The 16,061-nt window shown below is 68.6% G+C and carries 20 protein-coding genes; 9 read left to right on the top strand and 11 right to left on the bottom strand.

Annotation, left to right across the window (positions count from 1 at the left end; translation table 11 throughout):
* The first annotated feature begins 41 nt into the window (after positions 1-41).
* From LOK44_RS02810 to LOK44_RS02795, 4 genes are read left to right on the top strand one after another with little or no spacing between them, the layout of a single operon-like run.
* Positions 42-323 (top strand): phosphoribosyl-ATP diphosphatase, encoded by a 282-nt coding sequence (locus LOK44_RS02810; protein WP_163917037.1) that lies wholly within the window; start codon positions 42-44, stop codon positions 321-323.
* Positions 324-340: 17 nt separating this feature from the next.
* Entirely contained in the window at positions 341-1,192 is an 852-nt protein-coding gene (gene hisG, locus LOK44_RS02805) for an ATP phosphoribosyltransferase (protein WP_237568946.1), read from the top strand.
* An 18-nt stretch (positions 1,193-1,210) separates the two neighbouring features.
* Positions 1,211-1,693, top strand: a complete 483-nt coding sequence (locus tag LOK44_RS02800) for a DUF4126 family protein (RefSeq protein WP_237568544.1) — start codon at positions 1,211-1,213, stop codon at positions 1,691-1,693.
* Positions 1,694-1,701: 8 nt separating this feature from the next.
* On the top strand, positions 1,702-3,081 hold the full coding sequence (locus LOK44_RS02795; protein WP_237568543.1) for an FAD-containing oxidoreductase: 1,380 nt from the start codon (positions 1,702-1,704) through the stop codon (positions 3,079-3,081).
* Here the strand turns inward: LOK44_RS02795 and LOK44_RS02790 are convergent.
* The 6 genes from LOK44_RS02790 to LOK44_RS02765 are packed head-to-tail and all read right to left on the bottom strand — an operon-like array spanning position 3,065 to position 6,718.
* Entirely contained in the window at positions 3,065-3,679 is a 615-nt protein-coding gene (locus tag LOK44_RS02790) for a flavodoxin family protein (RefSeq protein WP_237568542.1), read from the bottom strand. The genes LOK44_RS02795 and LOK44_RS02790 overlap by 17 nt on opposite strands.
* A gap of 9 nt (positions 3,680-3,688) precedes the next feature.
* Complete coding sequence (locus tag LOK44_RS02785) at positions 3,689-4,186, bottom strand: SRPBCC family protein (protein ID WP_237568541.1); 498 nt, start codon at positions 4,184-4,186, stop codon at positions 3,689-3,691.
* A complete protein-coding gene (locus tag LOK44_RS02780; RefSeq protein WP_237568540.1) occupies positions 4,183-4,500 on the bottom strand; it encodes an ArsR/SmtB family transcription factor in 318 nt (105 codons plus the stop codon). Before LOK44_RS02780 ends, LOK44_RS02785 begins: the two co-directional genes overlap by 4 nt.
* A gap of 45 nt (positions 4,501-4,545) precedes the next feature.
* The gene (locus LOK44_RS02775; protein WP_237568539.1) at positions 4,546-5,073 is read right to left on the bottom strand and encodes a DinB family protein; all 528 of its coding nucleotides are present in this window, start codon (positions 5,071-5,073) and stop codon (positions 4,546-4,548) included.
* Entirely contained in the window at positions 5,073-5,867 is a 795-nt protein-coding gene (locus LOK44_RS02770) for a thioesterase family protein (protein ID WP_237568538.1), read from the bottom strand. The genes LOK44_RS02775 and LOK44_RS02770 overlap by 1 nt, the downstream gene beginning before the upstream one ends.
* Positions 5,864-6,718 (bottom strand): RecB family exonuclease, encoded by an 855-nt coding sequence (locus LOK44_RS02765; RefSeq protein ID WP_237568537.1) that lies wholly within the window; start codon positions 6,716-6,718, stop codon positions 5,864-5,866. The genes LOK44_RS02770 and LOK44_RS02765 overlap by 4 nt, the downstream gene beginning before the upstream one ends.
* 74 nt (positions 6,719-6,792) lie before the next feature.
* On the opposite strand from LOK44_RS02765, the gene LOK44_RS02760 reads away from it, so the two are divergent.
* The gene (locus LOK44_RS02760) at positions 6,793-7,620 is read left to right on the top strand and encodes a tRNA (adenine-N1)-methyltransferase (protein ID WP_237568536.1); all 828 of its coding nucleotides are present in this window, start codon (positions 6,793-6,795) and stop codon (positions 7,618-7,620) included.
* 10 nt (positions 7,621-7,630) lie between these two features.
* Here the strand turns inward: LOK44_RS02760 and LOK44_RS02755 are convergent, their stop codons facing one another.
* Genes LOK44_RS02755 through LOK44_RS02745 form a run of 3 tightly spaced genes read right to left on the bottom strand, consistent with a single transcriptional unit; the run spans position 7,631 to position 8,951 of the window.
* Positions 7,631-7,930, bottom strand: coding sequence for a DUF503 domain-containing protein (locus tag LOK44_RS02755; RefSeq protein ID WP_237568535.1), 300 nt, complete (start codon positions 7,928-7,930; stop codon positions 7,631-7,633).
* Positions 7,931-7,935: 5 nt separating this feature from the next.
* On the bottom strand, positions 7,936-8,451 hold the full coding sequence (gene lppK, locus LOK44_RS02750; RefSeq protein WP_237568534.1) for a lipoprotein LppK: 516 nt from the start codon (positions 8,449-8,451) through the stop codon (positions 7,936-7,938).
* Positions 8,452-8,459: 8 nt separating this feature from the next.
* On the bottom strand, positions 8,460-8,951 hold the full coding sequence (locus LOK44_RS02745) for an MTB12 family secreted protein (protein WP_237568533.1): 492 nt from the start codon (positions 8,949-8,951) through the stop codon (positions 8,460-8,462).
* Between the two features lie 146 nt (positions 8,952-9,097).
* On the opposite strand from LOK44_RS02745, the gene arc reads away from it, so the two are divergent.
* Positions 9,098-10,939, top strand: a complete 1,842-nt coding sequence (gene arc, locus LOK44_RS02740) for a proteasome ATPase (RefSeq protein WP_163917060.1) — start codon at positions 9,098-9,100, stop codon at positions 10,937-10,939.
* Between the two features lie 9 nt (positions 10,940-10,948).
* On the opposite strand, the gene LOK44_RS02735 is transcribed toward arc, so the two are convergent.
* Entirely contained in the window at positions 10,949-12,088 is a 1,140-nt protein-coding gene (locus tag LOK44_RS02735) for a hypothetical protein (protein ID WP_237568945.1), read from the bottom strand.
* Between the two features lie 47 nt (positions 12,089-12,135).
* On the opposite strand from LOK44_RS02735, the gene LOK44_RS02730 reads away from it, so the two are divergent.
* Entirely contained in the window at positions 12,136-13,512 is a 1,377-nt protein-coding gene (locus LOK44_RS02730; RefSeq protein ID WP_237568532.1) for a sensor histidine kinase, read from the top strand.
* On the opposite strand, the gene LOK44_RS02725 is transcribed toward LOK44_RS02730, so the two are convergent.
* Complete coding sequence (locus LOK44_RS02725) at positions 13,473-14,162, bottom strand: response regulator transcription factor (protein WP_237568531.1); 690 nt, start codon at positions 14,160-14,162, stop codon at positions 13,473-13,475. The genes LOK44_RS02730 and LOK44_RS02725 overlap by 40 nt on opposite strands.
* Positions 14,163-14,239: 77 nt before the next feature.
* Here LOK44_RS02725 and dop point away from each other — a divergent pair, with 77 nt between their 5' ends.
* Both dop and LOK44_RS02715 read left to right on the top strand, forming a co-directional pair.
* On the top strand, positions 14,240-15,748 hold the full coding sequence (gene dop / locus LOK44_RS02720; RefSeq protein ID WP_237568530.1) for a depupylase/deamidase Dop: 1,509 nt from the start codon (positions 14,240-14,242) through the stop codon (positions 15,746-15,748).
* 96 nt (positions 15,749-15,844) lie between these two features.
* A complete protein-coding gene (locus LOK44_RS02715; protein ID WP_163917069.1) occupies positions 15,845-16,039 on the top strand; it encodes a ubiquitin-like protein Pup in 195 nt (64 codons plus the stop codon).
* Positions 16,040-16,061: the final 22 nt, after the last annotated feature.

Here is a 16,061-nt window from a genome sequence, read left to right as displayed (position 1 = left end):
CGGCGGTGAAGGGAAACCGCCGTGACGGGGCGGCCGGTGGCGTGGAACAATCGCCTGCCGTGAAGACCTTCGATGCCCTGTTCGCCGAATTGAGCGAGCGTGCGCGCACCCGCCCCGAGGGCAGTGGGACCGTCGCCGCGCTCGACGACGGCGTCCACGGGCTCGGGAAGAAGATCCTCGAGGAGGCAGGCGAGGTCTGGCTGGCCGCCGAGCACGAGGGTGACGAGGCGCTCGCCGAGGAGATCAGCCAGCTCCTGTACTGGACGCAGGTGCTGATGATCAAGCGGGGCCTGACCCTCGACGACGTGTACGCGAAGCTGTGAGCGCTTCACCCGCGAACCTGCTGCGAGTCGCCGTCCCCAACAAGGGCGCGCTGAGCGAGTCCGCCGCCGAGATCCTTTCCGAGGCCGGCTACCGCCGCCGCCGGGACGCCAAGGACCTAACCGTCATCGACCGCGTCAACAACGTGGAGTTCTTCTTCCTGCGGCCAAAGGACATCGCGATCTACGTCGGGTCGGGTCAGCTGGACCTCGGCATCACCGGCCGCGACCTGGCCGCCGACTCCGGGGCCGCCGTCTCCGAGCGGCTCGCGCTGGGCTTCGGCAACTCCACCTTCCGCTACGCAGGCCCGATCGGCCGCGACTGGACGGTCGAGGACCTCGCGGGCACGCGCATCGCGACGTCGTTCCCGAACCTCGTTCGAAAGGATCTGTCGGACAGAGGCATCGACGCGACGGTCATCCGGCTCGACGGAGCGGTGGAGATCTCGGTTCAGCTCGGCGTTGCCGACGTGATCGCCGATGTCGTCGGCTCCGGCCGCACGCTCGGCCTGCACGACCTGGTGGCGTTCGGCGACTCGCTGTGCGACTCGGAGGCCGTGCTCATCGAGAGTGCCGACCCCGATCCGGGCACCGCCGCGGCGCGCGCGCAACTCACTGCGCGCGTGCAGGGCGTGGTGTTCGGCCAGCAGTACCTGATGCTCGACTACGACTGCCCGCGTACCGTTCTGGAGCGCGCCACCGCCGTGACACCCGGTCTCGAATCGCCCACGATTGCACCGCTGGCCGATCCCGACTGGGCAGCGGTCCGGGCGCTGGTGCCGCGCCGCGACGTCAACGCGATCATGGACGAACTCGCGGCCATCGGCGCCAAGGCCATCCTCGCTTCCGACATCCGGTTCTGTCGCTTTTGACGTGTTAGCGTCCTGCTCATGACGCATGCGCTCGTCCTGCTTCTCGCTGTTCTGATTGGTGTCGTCGCGGGGCTTCGGGCGCTGACGCCTCCCGCCGCGGTCGCGTGGGGGGCCGCGCTGGGCTGGCTCCCCGTCGAGGGCACGTGGGCCGATTGGATGGCCCACCCCATCACGGTCACGGTGCTGACCATCCTGCTCGTCGTCGAGCTGATCACCGACCAACTGCCGAAGACGCCGCCCCGAACGGTTCCGCCGCAGTTCATCGCGCGTCTGCTCACCGGTGCCTTCGCGGGCGCCGTCATCGGCGCAGGATTCCACCACACGTTCAGTGCACTTGGCGCAGGCATGATCGGCGCGGTGCTGGGCACGCTGGGCGGGTTCCACGCCCGGCGGGCGCTGGTGGCCAAGAACGGCGGACGCGACCTGCCCATCGCAGCGACCGAGGACGTCATCGCCGTGATCGGTGGCTTCGCAGTGGTCGCCCTCGTCGCGACGCTGTGATGGCCGACATGCCACGCGAATTCGACGCGATCATCATCGGCGCCGGGCAGGCAGGCCCGCCGCTGGCAGGCCGGTTCACCGACGCCGGGCAGACGGTGGCGGTCATCGAGCGCAAGCTCGTCGGCGGAACCTGCGTCAACTACGGCTGCATACCCACCAAGACGCTGGTGGCGAGCGCCCACGCCGCCCACATCGCCAGGCGTGGATCGGATTTCGGCATCGGCACCGGTGACGTCACGGTCGACATGGCCAAGGTGAAGGCACGCAAGGACCGGATCATGCTCGACGACCGCTCCGGCCTGGAGTCCTGGCTCGACGGGATGGACGGGTGCACCCTGATCCGCGGCCACGCCCGCTTCGAGGGGCCGAACACCATCCGCGTCGGCGACGAGGTGCTCACCGCTCCCAAGATCTTCCTCAACGTCGGCGGGCGCGCCACCGTGCCTCCGATCCCCGGGCTCGACGACGTCGACTACCTCACCAACGTCGGCATCCTCGACCTCGACGAGCTACCAGAACACCTGGTGGTCATCGGCGGAAGCTACATCGCGCTCGAGTTCGCCCAGATGTACCGGCGGTTCGGCGCCCGGGTGACCGTCGTGGAGCGCGGACCACGGCTGACGGCCCGCGAGGACGAAGACGTGTCGGCCGCGATCAAGGAGATCCTCGAAGCCGAGGGCATCGACGTCCACCTCGACGCGACCGGGATGCGAATCGACAAACACGACAACGGATCCGGTGCTTTCGACCTATACACCCGCGATGGGGCCGATCCGGTGTCGGGAACGCACTTGCTGGTGGCCACCGGCCGCAAGCCCAACACCGACGACCTCGGCCTGGACGTCGCCGGTGTGACCACCGACGCCCATGGCTACGTCGAGACCGACGACCAGTTGCGCACGAGCGTCGACGGCATCTGGGCGATGGGGGACTGCAACGGCAAGGGCGCCTTCACCCACACGTCGTACAACGACTTCGAGATCGTCGCGGCCAACCTGTTCGACGACGACCCCCGGCGGGTGAGCGACCGGATCACCACCTACGCGCTCTACACCGATCCGCCACTGGGCCGGGCGGGCATGTCCGTCGACGAGGTACGCAAGTCGGGGCGAAAGGCGTTGGTGGGCAAGCGCCCCATGACACGCGTCGGTCGTGCGGTCGAGAAGGGCGAGACCCAGGGCTTCATGAAGGTGGTCGTCGACGCGGAGACCGAGCAGATCCTCGGCGCCGCGATCCTCGGAGTGGGCGGCGACGAGGTGATCCAGGACATCCTCGACGTGATGACCGCCAAGCTGCCCTACACCGCGATCTCCCGCACCATGCACATCCACCCGACGGTGGGCGAGCTGGTGCCGACGATGCTGCAGGATCTCAAGCCGCTGAAGTAGCCTGTCCCGCAATGCGTCCGGCGATGAGCTGCCGCGTCACGACCGCGACGCGGTGGCCGAGGTGCTCGCACGTTCGCAGGTCGGCGGGGTGCACCCGGTCGGGGTCGGCGTCCACGTCGGTCTGCGATCCAGCACCGAGCCAGAAACCCAGCCGGTTCAGGTCGTGCTCACTGCCTGCCGCACTGTTCCACCCAGGGCCCAGCCCGAGATTCACCCAGTGCATGTGGTGCTGTGCGGCGAAGACGGCCAGCGACACCAGCGCGGTGAGCTTGTCGCCGCTCTTGGCGCCGGAGTTGACGAAGCCCGCCGCCACCTTGTCGCGCCACGTACCGAGCGCGCACCGCCGGCCGGTCCGTTCCGCGAACGTCTGGAACCCCGCAGCCACGTTGCCCATGTAGGTGGCGCTCCCAAACACGATGGCGTCGGCGGCGTCGAGGCGCTCCCAGTCCGCGTCGGTGATCTCGGCGACGGCGATCGACGTCACCTCCGCTCCACCCGACCTCGCCCCAGATGCGACCGCTGCGGCGAGCGTGGCGGTGTGGCCGAAACCCGAGTAGTGGCATACCGCTACGCGCGGCAGCTCGACGTCCTTGGTCATGAATCCTCCTCAGGGAAGCGGTGATACGCCTGCGATGTCCTGGTACCGGTCGGCCCAGTTGGGTAGCGGCCTGCGGTCGAGGTGTGCCTCGAGCCGGTCGAGGAAGGCCTGGGTGCCGGGACGGAAACCGTCGGCGTTCGGGATACCGAGCCCCCGATGCGTGAAGGTCAGCAGGGTGCCGTCGCCGTCCGGCGTCAGCTCGTACCGCACCACGCCGGGCTCGACGATCGCCTGATTCCACTCGTGCTCGAACACGTGCGGCGGGTCCCAGACCAGGATCCTGCCCGTCATCCGCTTCACGTCCGGCGGTAGCGCGGGGCCGGATGCCACCGTCTCGATGGTCCCGCCGACGCGGCCGTCGACCGCCGAGCGGCCCATCCAGCGGTCCCGGTGCGCGGGTTCGGTCAGGGCGGCCCACACGGCTTCGGGAGGGTGGGCGAGCCGTCGCTCGAACACCAGAACGGCGCGGTCGCCGTCGACGGTGAGTCGTCCCTTGGGATTGGTCATGGTTGGTCTCCGAACGTCGTATCGAGGTGTCGTTCGAGGGCGTCGAGGTGATCGGCCCAGTACTTCCGGTGCCGGGATATCCACTGGTCCATCTCCGTCAGACCGTCCGCCCGCAGGGCGTAGATGCGGCGCTGCGCGTCGGGCCGTACCTCCACGAGCCCGACCTCGCGCAGTATCCGCAGATGCCTCGACACGGTGGGCTGAGCCAAACCTGGTAATACGTCGACCAGTTCGCCGGCTGTTCGTTCACCCGCCGTCAGCGCGTCGAGCAGTGCGCGTCTGCCCGGATCGGCGACGGCCTCGAATACGTCCACCGGTCGAATATCGCACGAGAGCTATATAGATGCAAACGCATATTGCTAACCCGTCGCTGCGCGGATCGTCCGGATCTGACCGATCTCGGCGGCGTTCTTAGCGAGTTCGACGTTGAGCCAGGACACCATGTGCGCCATCGTGCGGCCGGAGTCTGCAGCCCAGGGAAACGCCGACGGTCGGGCGAGGTCCTCGTCGTCGAGTGCGACGAGCGCGGACCGCCAACGGGTGGACAGGTCGCGCAGCACGGCGATAGCCGCCATCCCGGTCCCTGGCCACGTCACGTCTTGTCGCTCCGGAGGATCCCGCTGCTCGACGAGGGCCAGAGATGTCGACCAGTACCACTGCATCTGCCACGTCAACCAGGCGATGGTGGGCACCGGGATCGGGTCCGGTTCGACGTCGGCCCAGTCCGGCCGCCACGCGCCGTCGGCGTCCTGTCGCACGGTCCACACCAGGTCGCTCGGCGGCCACGGAAAGTCGTCCTCGATCAGTGCCGCGAGATGGAGTTCGGTCAACGCCCAGACCAGATCGAACTGGTCGACCAGGACCTCGCGCACCGAGACCGCGTGCATCAGCGGCGCTGCACCAGCAGCGTCTGCGCCGACGTGCCGATGAAGCCGTGCCGGTCGAAGAGTTCGGCGGTGGTCACGCCGATGCCGTCCGGGCCAATGGATCCGCGCGACCGCAGCGCGAAGTCGTTGCCGCGCGGCGAACGGTGCAGGTGCACCGTCGTGTCGGTGTTCATGAACACGAACTCGTTCGGATCGATCGCGGCACCCACGCCATTCGCGGAGTCGACGACCATCGCCAACCGCTGCAGATCGGTCAGGGGCTCCTCGTCGACCAGGTGGGCCAGCGGGCTCATCCACACCACGGCGGCGTCCCCGTCGGCGGTGGCCTGTCTACGCCAACTGACGGTCTCCAGGTAGCCGGGCGCTCCCATCCAGGCGTGCGAGTTGGGCACCTCCTCGCCCTCGACCAGGGCGGGATACCGGTCGGTGGCCGCATCGGCGGTGTCGCTGGGCGCCAGCAGCCATGCACTGACGCGTCCCACGGCGCGTTCGGTGCCGTCGGGCCGGGCGGCCAGCATTTCGGCCAGCACCAGCGAGATGCGCTTGCCGGGGCGGTCCACCCAGGTCCGAACCTTCACGGGCGCAACCGGAATGGCGCCGAGGATGTCGAGGGTCAACCGACCCACCCGCAGCCCCCCGCCAGTCCCGAGTTCCTCGATCGCCTTCGTCATCAACGCCAACGGTGGTGAACCGTGCTGGATCGTCGGGTCCCAGTTGCTCGCCGTACCCATCGTCGACTCGAACACGCGGAAGTCACCGTCGTCGGGCAGTCGACGGTAGTGCGGATCGATCATGCGGCGGGCTCCGTCACCTGGGGCCAGCCCGGGTAGGGCGGCGGCGTGCCACCGAAGACGGGGCAGTGTTCGTGGTGGGCGCACCAGTCGCACATCCGCGACGGCACGGGCCTGAAGTCACCGGTCTGCCCGGCGGTTTGAATGGCTCGCCACATCGCCATCAGCGTCTTCTCGAACCGGATCAGTTCCTCGAGATCGGGGCTGTAGTCCAGCACCTGGCCGTCGGCGAGGTAGATCAGCCGCAGCCGGGCAGGCAACACGTCGCGGGACCGCAGCAGCGCGACGGCATAGAACTTCATCTGGAACATCGCCTTGGCCTCGGCGAGCGCGCGGGCCGCCGGGGGCGCCTTCCCGGTCTTGTAGTCCACCACCCGCATCTCGCCTGTGGGGGCGACGTCGATCCGGTCGACGAAGCCGCGCAGCAGCGTGCCGTCGGCGAGTTCGACCTCGACGCGCTGCTCGCAGCTCTGGGGGTCGAACCGCGTCGGATCCTCGAGCCGGTAGTACCCCGACAGCAGTCTCCCGGCCTGCTCGAGCATCTCGGCCCGCAGCTCCGGCGCGAACTCCGCAGCGAAGTCGGGCCGTTCGACTGCCACCCGCTCCCACGCGGGCTCGATCAGCGACATCGCGGTGGCGGGCCCGCGGTCCGCAGCGGGCAGCGAGTACAGCTGCTCGAGTGCGGCGTGCACCAGCGAGCCGCGAACCTGGGCGGGCGACGACGGCTCGGGCAGGCGGTCGATCGCGCGGAACCGGTACAGCAGCGGGCACTGCTTGAAGTCGCTGGCCCGTGACGGCGACAGGGCAGGGCGACGCGGCGGCTCGGGGGCACGCCCCTGCAGCTGATCGATCACCAGACCAGCGTATGACCGGGGTCGGACAACCCCGGGCACCGGCTCCGGCGCGCCCGATGGCAGGCTGAACCGCTGTGAACCGCACCGGTCCGTTCGTCGTAGGAGATCGCGTACAGCTGACCGACGCCAAGGGACGCCACTACACGATGGTCCTCAAGCCGGGCGACGAGTTCCACACCCATCGCGGTGCCATCGCGCACGACAACGTGATCGATCAGCCCGAGGGCAGCGTCGTGAAGTCCACCAACGGCGACTCGTTCCTCGTCCTGCGCCCGCTGCTGATCGACTACGTGCTGTCGATGCCGCGCGGTGCCCAGGTGATCTACCCGAAGGACGCCGCGCAGATCGTCCACGAGGGCGACGTCTTCCCAGGCGCGCGGGTGCTCGAGGCAGGCGCCGGCTCGGGTGCGCTGACCTGCTCGCTGCTGCGCGCCGTCGGGCCGCAGGGGAGCGTCACGTCGTACGAGATCCGCGACGACCACGCGCCGACCGCGGTGCGCAACGTCGAGACGTTCTTCGGCGAGCGGCCACCGAACTGGGATCTCCGCGTCGCCGACCTCGCCGACTACGACGGCGGGGAGGTCGACCGGGTGGTGCTCGACATGCTGGCGCCCTGGGAGGTGCTCGAGGCCGTCGGCAAGGCGCTCATCCCCGGCGGAGTCCTGATGGTCTACGTCGCGACGGTGACCCAGCTGTCCCGCACCGTCGAGGCGCTACGCGAACAGCAGTGCTGGACCGAGCCGCGAGCCTGGGAGAGCCTGCAGCGGGGCTGGGACGTCGTCGGCCTTGCCGTGCGTCCCCAGCACTCGATGCGCGGCCACACCGCGTTCCTGATCAGCGCCCGCAAGTTGGCCCCCGGTGCGGTGACTCCCACGCCGCTGCGGCGCAAGCGCCACCTCTAGCAGGCAGCGCTCAGTCGTCGTCGGTGCTGCGGCGCAGACCCCGTCGCGTCGACAGCAGTTCGATCTCGGGGCGCATGGCGACCAGGCGCTCGGCCTTGTCGAGCACGTCGACGACGTGGGCTCGGTCGGCCGCCACCACGGCCACGCCGATGCCTGCGCGGCGATGCAGGTCCATGTCGCCCGTCTCGGCGGCCGTGACGGAGAACCGCCTGCGGAGTTCCGCGATCACCGGCCGCACCACGGAACGCTTCTCCTTCAGGGAATGCACGTCACCGAGCAACAGGTCGAATTCGAGCCAGCCGATCCACACGTCGGTCAGCCCGGCGGTGTCGGCTGCCCTGCAGGGCGCAGCAGGGGAAGGAGTTGCTCGGCGCTGCGCCGGGTGATCTGCCACCCGCCGCGGAACGGCGTGAACTCCATCGGGTAGGTGAACGGTCGCAGGGCCGGGTCGGATCCCGTCAGCGTCAGGGTGGCGGTGACGTTGCCTGGTCGCGGCGCCCACGCCACGTCGGTCGCGGCGACCGTCAGCGGCGCGTAACCATTGGCCGCGAGCGCCTGGCCGAAGTTGACCAGGGCCGGCTCGTCGTCGACCGAGCCGTACTGCAGGAGGCCGGTCTTCTGCTCAGCGGGAACCGAAGGGTCGGCCAACTGGTACAGCACCGCGGTCAGGGTGTCCGTGGCAGGAAGCGGGGCCGCCGCGGGGGCAGCGGTGGTCGCGGGTTGCATGCGGGGCGCCGACGGTTCGGCGCGGTCGGCACCACACCCGGACAGCCCGAACGCCGCCACCGAGATGGTGACGGCGCTCAGGACTGCTACGAGGGTGCGGCGCACCGTGAGGGTCAGCCCACGGACGACAGAAGGGCCAGTGCCGACTGCTTGGAGAGCTGCCAGCCGGTGGGGCTGGGCCCGTTCACGAAGGTGACCGGCTGCGAGGCGGTGGCCCCGTTGGCGGCGGTCGCGGTGACGAACGCCGTGGCGATCGGGCCGTTCTGGTCGACGTTCGCGATGGCGAAGTTCAACGGGAAGTAGCCCTTGGCTGCGGCATCGCGGTACTTGGTGTCGGCCAGCCGGGTCTCCACGCGGCCCAGGCCGCCCTCGATGTAGGACTCCTTGCTGGAGAACGAGCCGGGTCCGACTAGACCGTTGAGGGTCTGCACCAGGGGTGCCTGCAGGTCCGGAGCGGGAGCCTGCGGCATCGGCAGGTCCCAGACGACCGGCGTGATCGCGGGCGCGGCGGACGACGCGCTCGAAGCAATCGACGTCACACCACCCGCGGCTGCGGCAACCACAACAGCTGCAGTCATGCCGGTAACGAGGGTTTTCAGGGTCACGACGGTCCTTTCAATCGGGCCAACTTCAACAGAGGTTATCAGCGTGCCTGGTGTGTCGAATTACTACACCGCACACGAAGACTGAATCGCCGGTAGCGTTGAAGTCGTTACTGCACCAAAGTTCGGGTGCGGGGAGGAGCGCAATCATGAGTGAGTCGGAGCGTTCGGGAGCCAGCCCAGAAGACTTCACCGCTTCCATGTCCAGCAACGAAGCTGCTGAGTTGGAGGAACTCCGTCGGGAGGCGGCGGTGCTGCGCGATCAGCTCGCGCAGGTCGCCGGTGCGCCCGCAGGGTCGCGGAGCCCGCGGGACGTCCACCAACTGGAAGCCAGGATCGATTCGCTCGCGGCACGCAACGCGAAGCTGATGGACACCCTCAAGGAGGCGCGGCAGCAGTTGCTCGCCCTGCGCGAGGAAGTCGACCGGCTCGGGCAGCCGCCGAGCGGCTACGGAGTCCTGCTGGCCACTCACGAGGACGACACGGTCGACGTGTTCACCTCGGGCCGCAAGATGCGCCTCACCTGCTCGCCGAACATCGACACCGCCGAACTCAAGCAGGGCCAGACCGTCCGCCTCAACGAGGCGCTCACCGTCGTCGAGGCCGGTTCGTTCGAATCCGTCGGTGAGATCAGCACGCTGCGCGAGGTCCTCTCCGACGGGCACCGGGCACTCGTCGTCGGCCACGCCGACGAGGAGCGCATCGTGTGGCTCGCCGAGCCGCTCGTCGCCGCCGAGTTCCTGACCGAGGGCGCGCCGCTGGCCGACGACGAACCCAACGACGACTCGCGTCCGCGCAAGCTGCGCCCTGGCGACTCGCTGCTGGTCGACACCAAGGCTGGCTACGCGTTCGAGCGCGTGCCCAAGGCCGAGGTCGAGGATCTGGTCCTCGAGGAGGTGCCAGACGTCAGCTACGAGGACATCGGTGGCCTGACCCGGCAGATCGAGCAGATCCGCGACGCCGTCGAACTGCCGTTCCTGCACAAGGACCTCTACCGGGAGTACTCGCTGCGCCCGCCGAAGGGCGTCCTGCTCTACGGCCCGCCCGGCTGCGGCAAGACGCTGATCGCCAAGGCGGTCGCGAACTCGCTGGCCAAGAAGATGGCGGAGCTGCGTGGCGAGGATTCGCGCGAGGCGAAGTCGTACTTCCTCAACATCAAGGGTCCCGAACTCCTCAACAAGTTCGTCGGCGAGACCGAGCGGCACATCCGCATGATCTTCCAGCGGGCTCGCGAGAAGGCGTCCGAGGGCACCCCCGTGATCGTGTTCTTCGACGAGATGGACTCGATCTTCCGCACCCGCGGCACCGGCGTCAGCTCCGACGTGGAGACCACGGTCGTGCCTCAGCTGCTGTCGGAGATCGACGGTGTCGAGGGCCTGGAGAACGTCATCGTCATCGGTGCGTCCAACCGCGAGGACATGATCGACCCGGCGATCCTGCGGCCTGGCCGCCTGGACGTCAAGATCAAGATCGAGCGTCCGGACGCCGAAGCGGCGCAGGACATCTTCAGCAAGTACCTGACCGAGAACCTTCCCGTGCACGCCGACGACCTCGCCGAGTTCAACGGTGACCGGGCGTTGACGGTCAAGACGATGATCGAGAAGGTCGTCGACCGGATGTACGCCGAGGTCGACGAGAACAGGTTCTTGGAGGTCACCTACGCCAACGGTGACAAGGAAGTCATGTACTTCAAGGACTTCAACTCCGGCGCGATGATCCAGAACGTCGTGGACAAGGCCAAGAAGTTCGCGATCAAGTCGGTGCTGGAGAGCGGTCAGCACGGCCTGCGCATCCAGCACCTGCTGGATTCGATCGTCGACGAGTTCGCCGAGAACGAGGACCTGCCCAACACCACCAATCCGGATGACTGGGCACGGATCTCGGGCAAGAAGGGCGAGCGGATCGTCTACATCCGCACGCTCGTCACCGGCAAGTCGTCGAGCGCGTCGCGGGCCATCGACACCGAATCGAACCTGGGCCAGTACCTGTAGCGGCTGCCGCTAGGTCCTCTCGAGTTCGAGGTACACGTCGCGCCCGGCGAGGCTCACCGCCACGTCCGCGATCAACGGATCGAAGAACCGTTGGCGGTACAGCGGGTCGACGCTGGTGCTCACGGTGAAGTAGAGGCCGGACAGCACCGCGACGAGCAGCGACATGTGCACCACCGTCTGTGGCACGGGAACGTGGACGCCGAACCACGTTCCCGCGCACGGTGGTTCGCCGACGGCGCAGGACTCCTCCGCCGACCACAGCACGGCCACGTCGTCGGGTATGGCGATGGTTCCCAGTGCGAGGTAGAACAGGAACAGCCCGGCGGTGAAGAACACCACCTGAATGGCCTGTGACACCACCATCACCGCGACCACGTTGACCTGTTCGCCGCGGGACAGCGGCAGGCGTGCTGCCGGCGGATCGCGATGGCCTGCCAGCGGAGTGCCCGCGAGCAACGCGACGGTGTCGGTCTGCTCGGCGCGGTCCTCGCGCAGCGCCCGCACCTCGTCGCGGATGGTGGTCACCATGAAGGCCAGCGCCACCAGCGCGAGGAATCCGATGACCTCCCACAGTCGTTGGCGCGTCATCCGCGCGGCCAACTGCCACAGCTCGCCCGTGAAGTACACGACGACGGTCAGCATCAGCAGCGGCAGCGCGCGGCTCATCAGGGTGCCGAGGGCTCCCAGTTGCACCCACGCAAACCGGAAGGCCCACGCGGCGATCGCGCCGAATCCCAGATAGGTCAACCAGATCGCCAGCAGCGTGATCGCGATGAACGCCGGCGCCTCGGCCGCCGCCTCCCCGGTCCAGCCGCTGACCGTGATCGGCATGACCACGACGAACAGCGTGATCACCAGCGTCGCGGCGCTCCGTCGGCCCGCATCCCCGAGCCGGGTGTCCATCCGGTGCAGTAGGTGCAGCGCGAACGGAGCCGCGACGAGTAGTGCTGCGATGACGCCGAGCCGCAGCGCGTACCCGTAGTCCGGGCCGTCGCCGGTCACCTCCGCCAGCAGCATCGTCACCGCCGTCAACGCCCCAACGCCGCTGACCATCGGCGCCGACCGCTTGACCAGATCGCGCGAGCGCACCCGCCGCGTCAGCACCAGTGGCAGACCGCGATGCAGGAACCAGTCGTGGATCTGCTGCATCTGCAGCGCTTCGGGCACGGTCGACATTGTGATGGACTGGACCGACTATGGCGAGAGGGATCAACTGGGGCATCTCGGCGCGTTCGGCCTTCGTCGCGGCGTCCATGGTGTTCGTGGCCCTCGCCGTCGCCGGTGCGGGCCTGGCCGCGGTGCAGTACCAAACGATGCTCTACGGCGTCGACAGCGCCGCCGCGTCACGGGTCGAGGCGCTCGCGGAGGAGGTCCGGTTCGCCGGGCCGGACGCCGTCGATCCCGCTCTGCTGGACACCGACGAGCGGATCGTGGCCGTGCAGATCATCTCGTCCGACGGGTCGGTGGTACGGCACTCGGCGTCGGCCCCGACGACGCCGCTACTGCCGATCTCCGAGGTCGGCACCGGGCTGTTGATCGGGATCCCCGGGGACAGCTCGCCCTACGGCCGTATCCGGTTCGGCGCGCAGACCGTCGACGGACCCGATGGCCGCTACACGATCCTGGTCGGCGAGGGCAGCGCCACCATCGTCTCGACGGTGCGCAACGTCGCCATCGTGCTCGCGCTCGCCGCGCCCGTCGTCATCGGTGTGTCGGGGCTGGCGACCTACCTGCTGGTGCGCCGGTCGATGCGGTCGGTCGACGAGATCCGTTCGCGCGTCGCGGACATCAGCACCTCCGACCTGACCGGCCGGGTGCCGGTGCCCGCCAGCCGCGACGAGATCGCCGCATTGGCCGTCACGATGAACGAGATGCTCTCCCGCATCGAGGCGGGGCACGCGGCGCAACAGCGTTTCGTCGGCGACGCCTCGCACGAATTGCGCAGCCCGCTGACGACGATCATCTCGGCGCTGGAGGTGGCGGTCGCGCACCCGGAGGTCTTCGACGCCGAACTCGCCGCAGGCACGCTGATTCCGGAGGCGCAGCGGATGAAGGCCCTGATCGACGATCTGCTGCTACTCGCCCGTGCCGACGAACGGGGCCTGACCGTCGCGCGCGACGACGTCGACCTCGACGACGTCGTCGCCACCGAAGTCGACCGCCTACGCCAGCACACCACTCTGACGGTGCGCTCGGACATCCCGCCTGCCCGCATGACGGGCGATGCGGCTGCGCTGTCGCGGGCCGTGCGCAATCTGCTGGACAACGCGGCGCGACATGCCAACTCGCGCATCGACGTGACGGTGACCGCCGAATCCGACCGGCTGCTCGTCGAGGTCTACGACGACGGTTCGGGCATTCCGCCCGGCGACCGGGTTCGCGTCTTCGACCGCTTCGTCCGGCTCGACCCCGACCGGTCGCGCACCGCGGGCGGCACTGGCCTCGGGCTCTCGATCGTCCGGGAGATCGTCGCCGCGCACGGCGGCACGGTGACGATCGGGGATCGCGACGGCGTGGGAACCGCCGTCAGCCTTCAGCTTCCGCTGACCTGGGCACCGGAGTCGAGACGGTAACCCACGCCGCGGATGGTCTGAATCGTGGTGGTGCCGAACGGGATGTCGATCTTGCGCCGGACGTAGCCGACGTACACCTCGACGACGTTGTCGGCGCCCTCATAGTGTGCGTCCCAGACGTTCTGCAGGATCTCGGTCTTGGTGACCACGGTGTCCTTGTTGCGCATCAGGAACTCGAGCAGACCGTATTCGCGCGGCGTGAGGGGGATTTGGGTCGAATCCCGGTGCACCATCCGGCGTGACGGGTCCAGCGTCAACGATCCCGCGGTGAGGATCGCGGGTCGCTGGGGTGCGGAGCGCCGGACCAACGCGCGCAGCCTCGCCACCAGCACGATGAACGAGAACGGCTTGGTCATGTAGTCGTCGGCACCGAGGTCGAAGGCGTCGGTCTGGTCGTACTCACCGTCCTTGGCCGTCAGCATCAACACCGGTGTCCAGACGTCCTTGGCCCGCATCCGTCGCAGCACCTCGTAGCCGTTGAGGCCGGGCAGCATGATGTCGAGGACGATGACGTCGAAGTCGTTCTCCACGGCCTGCCACAGGCCGTCGACGCCGTTGGCCGCATCGACGACCACGCAGCCCTCGGCCCGCAGTCCGATGGCGAGGGTGGACGCCAGCAGGGGTTCGTCTTCGACGACAAGCACCTTCATCGCGTCCCGAATTCTGCCACCACCGGCCTCGGGCAACGCGCCGACCGGTCGAAACGAGCGTCACCTAGGCTTGACGCATGCAACGGATCATCGGGACGGAGGTCGAGTACGGCATATCATCGCCGTCCGATCCGACCGCGAACCCGATCCTGACGTCGACGCAAGCCGTGCTCGCCTATGCGGCCGCCGCCGGGATTCAGCGGGCCAAGCGCACCAGGTGGGACTACGAGGTCGAATCGCCGCTGCGCGATGCGCGCGGGTTCGATCTCAGCAGGGCGTCGGGGCCGCCTCCGGTGATCGACGCCGACGAGGTCGGCGCGGCCAACATGATCCTCACCAACGGGGCCCGGCTCTACGTCGACCACGCGCACCCCGAGTACTCCGCGCCCGAGGTCACCGACCCGATGGACGCCGTGATCTGGGACAAGGCGGGGGAGCGGGTCATGGAGGCCGCTGCGCGCCACGTCGCCAGCGTGCCAGGGGCCGCGAAGCTGCAGCTCTACAAGAACAACGTCGACGGCAAGGGCGCCTCGTACGGCACCCACGAGAACTACCTGATGTCCCGCCAGACCCCGTTCTCGGCGATCATCTCGGGTTTCACGCCGTTCCTGGTGTCGCGGCAGATCGTGACCGGCTCGGGCCGGGTCGGCATCGGCCCTGCCGGTGACGAGCCCGGCTTCCAGCTGACCCAGCGCGCCGACTACATCGAGGTCGAGGTCGGGCTCGAGACCACGCTCAAGCGCGGCATCATCAACACCCGCGACGAGCCGCACGCCGACGCCGACAAGTACCGCAGGCTGCACGTCATCATCGGCGACGCCAACCTGGCCGAGACGTCGACGTACCTCAAGGTCGGCACGTCGGCACTGGTGCTCGACCTCATCGAGGAGGGGCCCGCCCACGGCCTGGACCTCTCCGATCTCGCACTGGCCCGGCCGGTGCACGCGGTGCACGTCATCAGCCGCGACCCCACCCTGCGGGCCACGGTCGCGCTGGCCGATGGCCGGGAGCTGACGGCCCTGGCGCTGCAACGCATCTACCTGGAGCGGGTGGCCAAGCTGGTCGATGCCCGTGACCCGGACCCGCGGGCATCGCACGTCGTGCAGACGTGGGCCGAGGTGCTCGACCTGCTCGAACGCGATCCGATGGAATGCGCGGAGATCCTGGACTGGCCTGCCAAGCTGCGGTTGCTCGAGGGCTTCCGCCGCCGCGAGAACCTGGCATGGTCGGCGCCGCGACTACAGCTCGTCGACCTGCAGTACTCCGACGTGCGACTGGACAAGGGGCTCTACAACCGGCTGGTCGCCCGCGGGTCGATGAAGCGGCTCGTCACCGAGCAGCAGGTCATCGACGCCGTCGACAACCCGCCCACCGACACCCGGGCGTACTTCCGTGGCGAGTGCCTGCGGCGCTTCGGCGCCGACATCGCCGCGGCGAGTTGGGACTCGGTGATCTTCGACCTCGGCGGCGACTCGCTGGTCCGGATTCCCACGCTCGAGCCGCTGCGCGGAAGCAAGGCGCACGTCGGGGCGTTGCTCGATTCGGTGCACAGCGCCGCAGAACTCGTCGAACAACTCACGAACTAGGCGGGTACGCCATCCCGGCTCGCGGGGCAGGGGACCGGTAGTGTGGTGTGACTGACGGGCAGCTGTGAGTCCGTCGCAAAAACGCAGGAGGCAGCGGTGGCTCAGGAGCAGACCAAGCGCGGTGGTGGTGGCGGCGATGACGACGACGCCACCGGCAGCACGTCAGCGGGCCAGGAGCGTCGCGAGAAGCTGACCGAGGAGACCGACGATCTCCTCGACGAGATCGACGACGTCCTCGAGGAGAACGCCGAGGACTTCGTGCGGGCCTACGTTCAAAAGGGCGGCCAGTGACCTGGTCGAGTCGCGACAGGCA

Source organism: Mycolicibacterium lacusdiani (genome assembly GCF_021916785.1).
GTDB lineage: Bacteria > Actinomycetota > Actinomycetes > Mycobacteriales > Mycobacteriaceae > Mycobacterium > Mycobacterium lacusdiani.
This window is presented reverse-complemented; position numbering and strand designations above follow the sequence as displayed.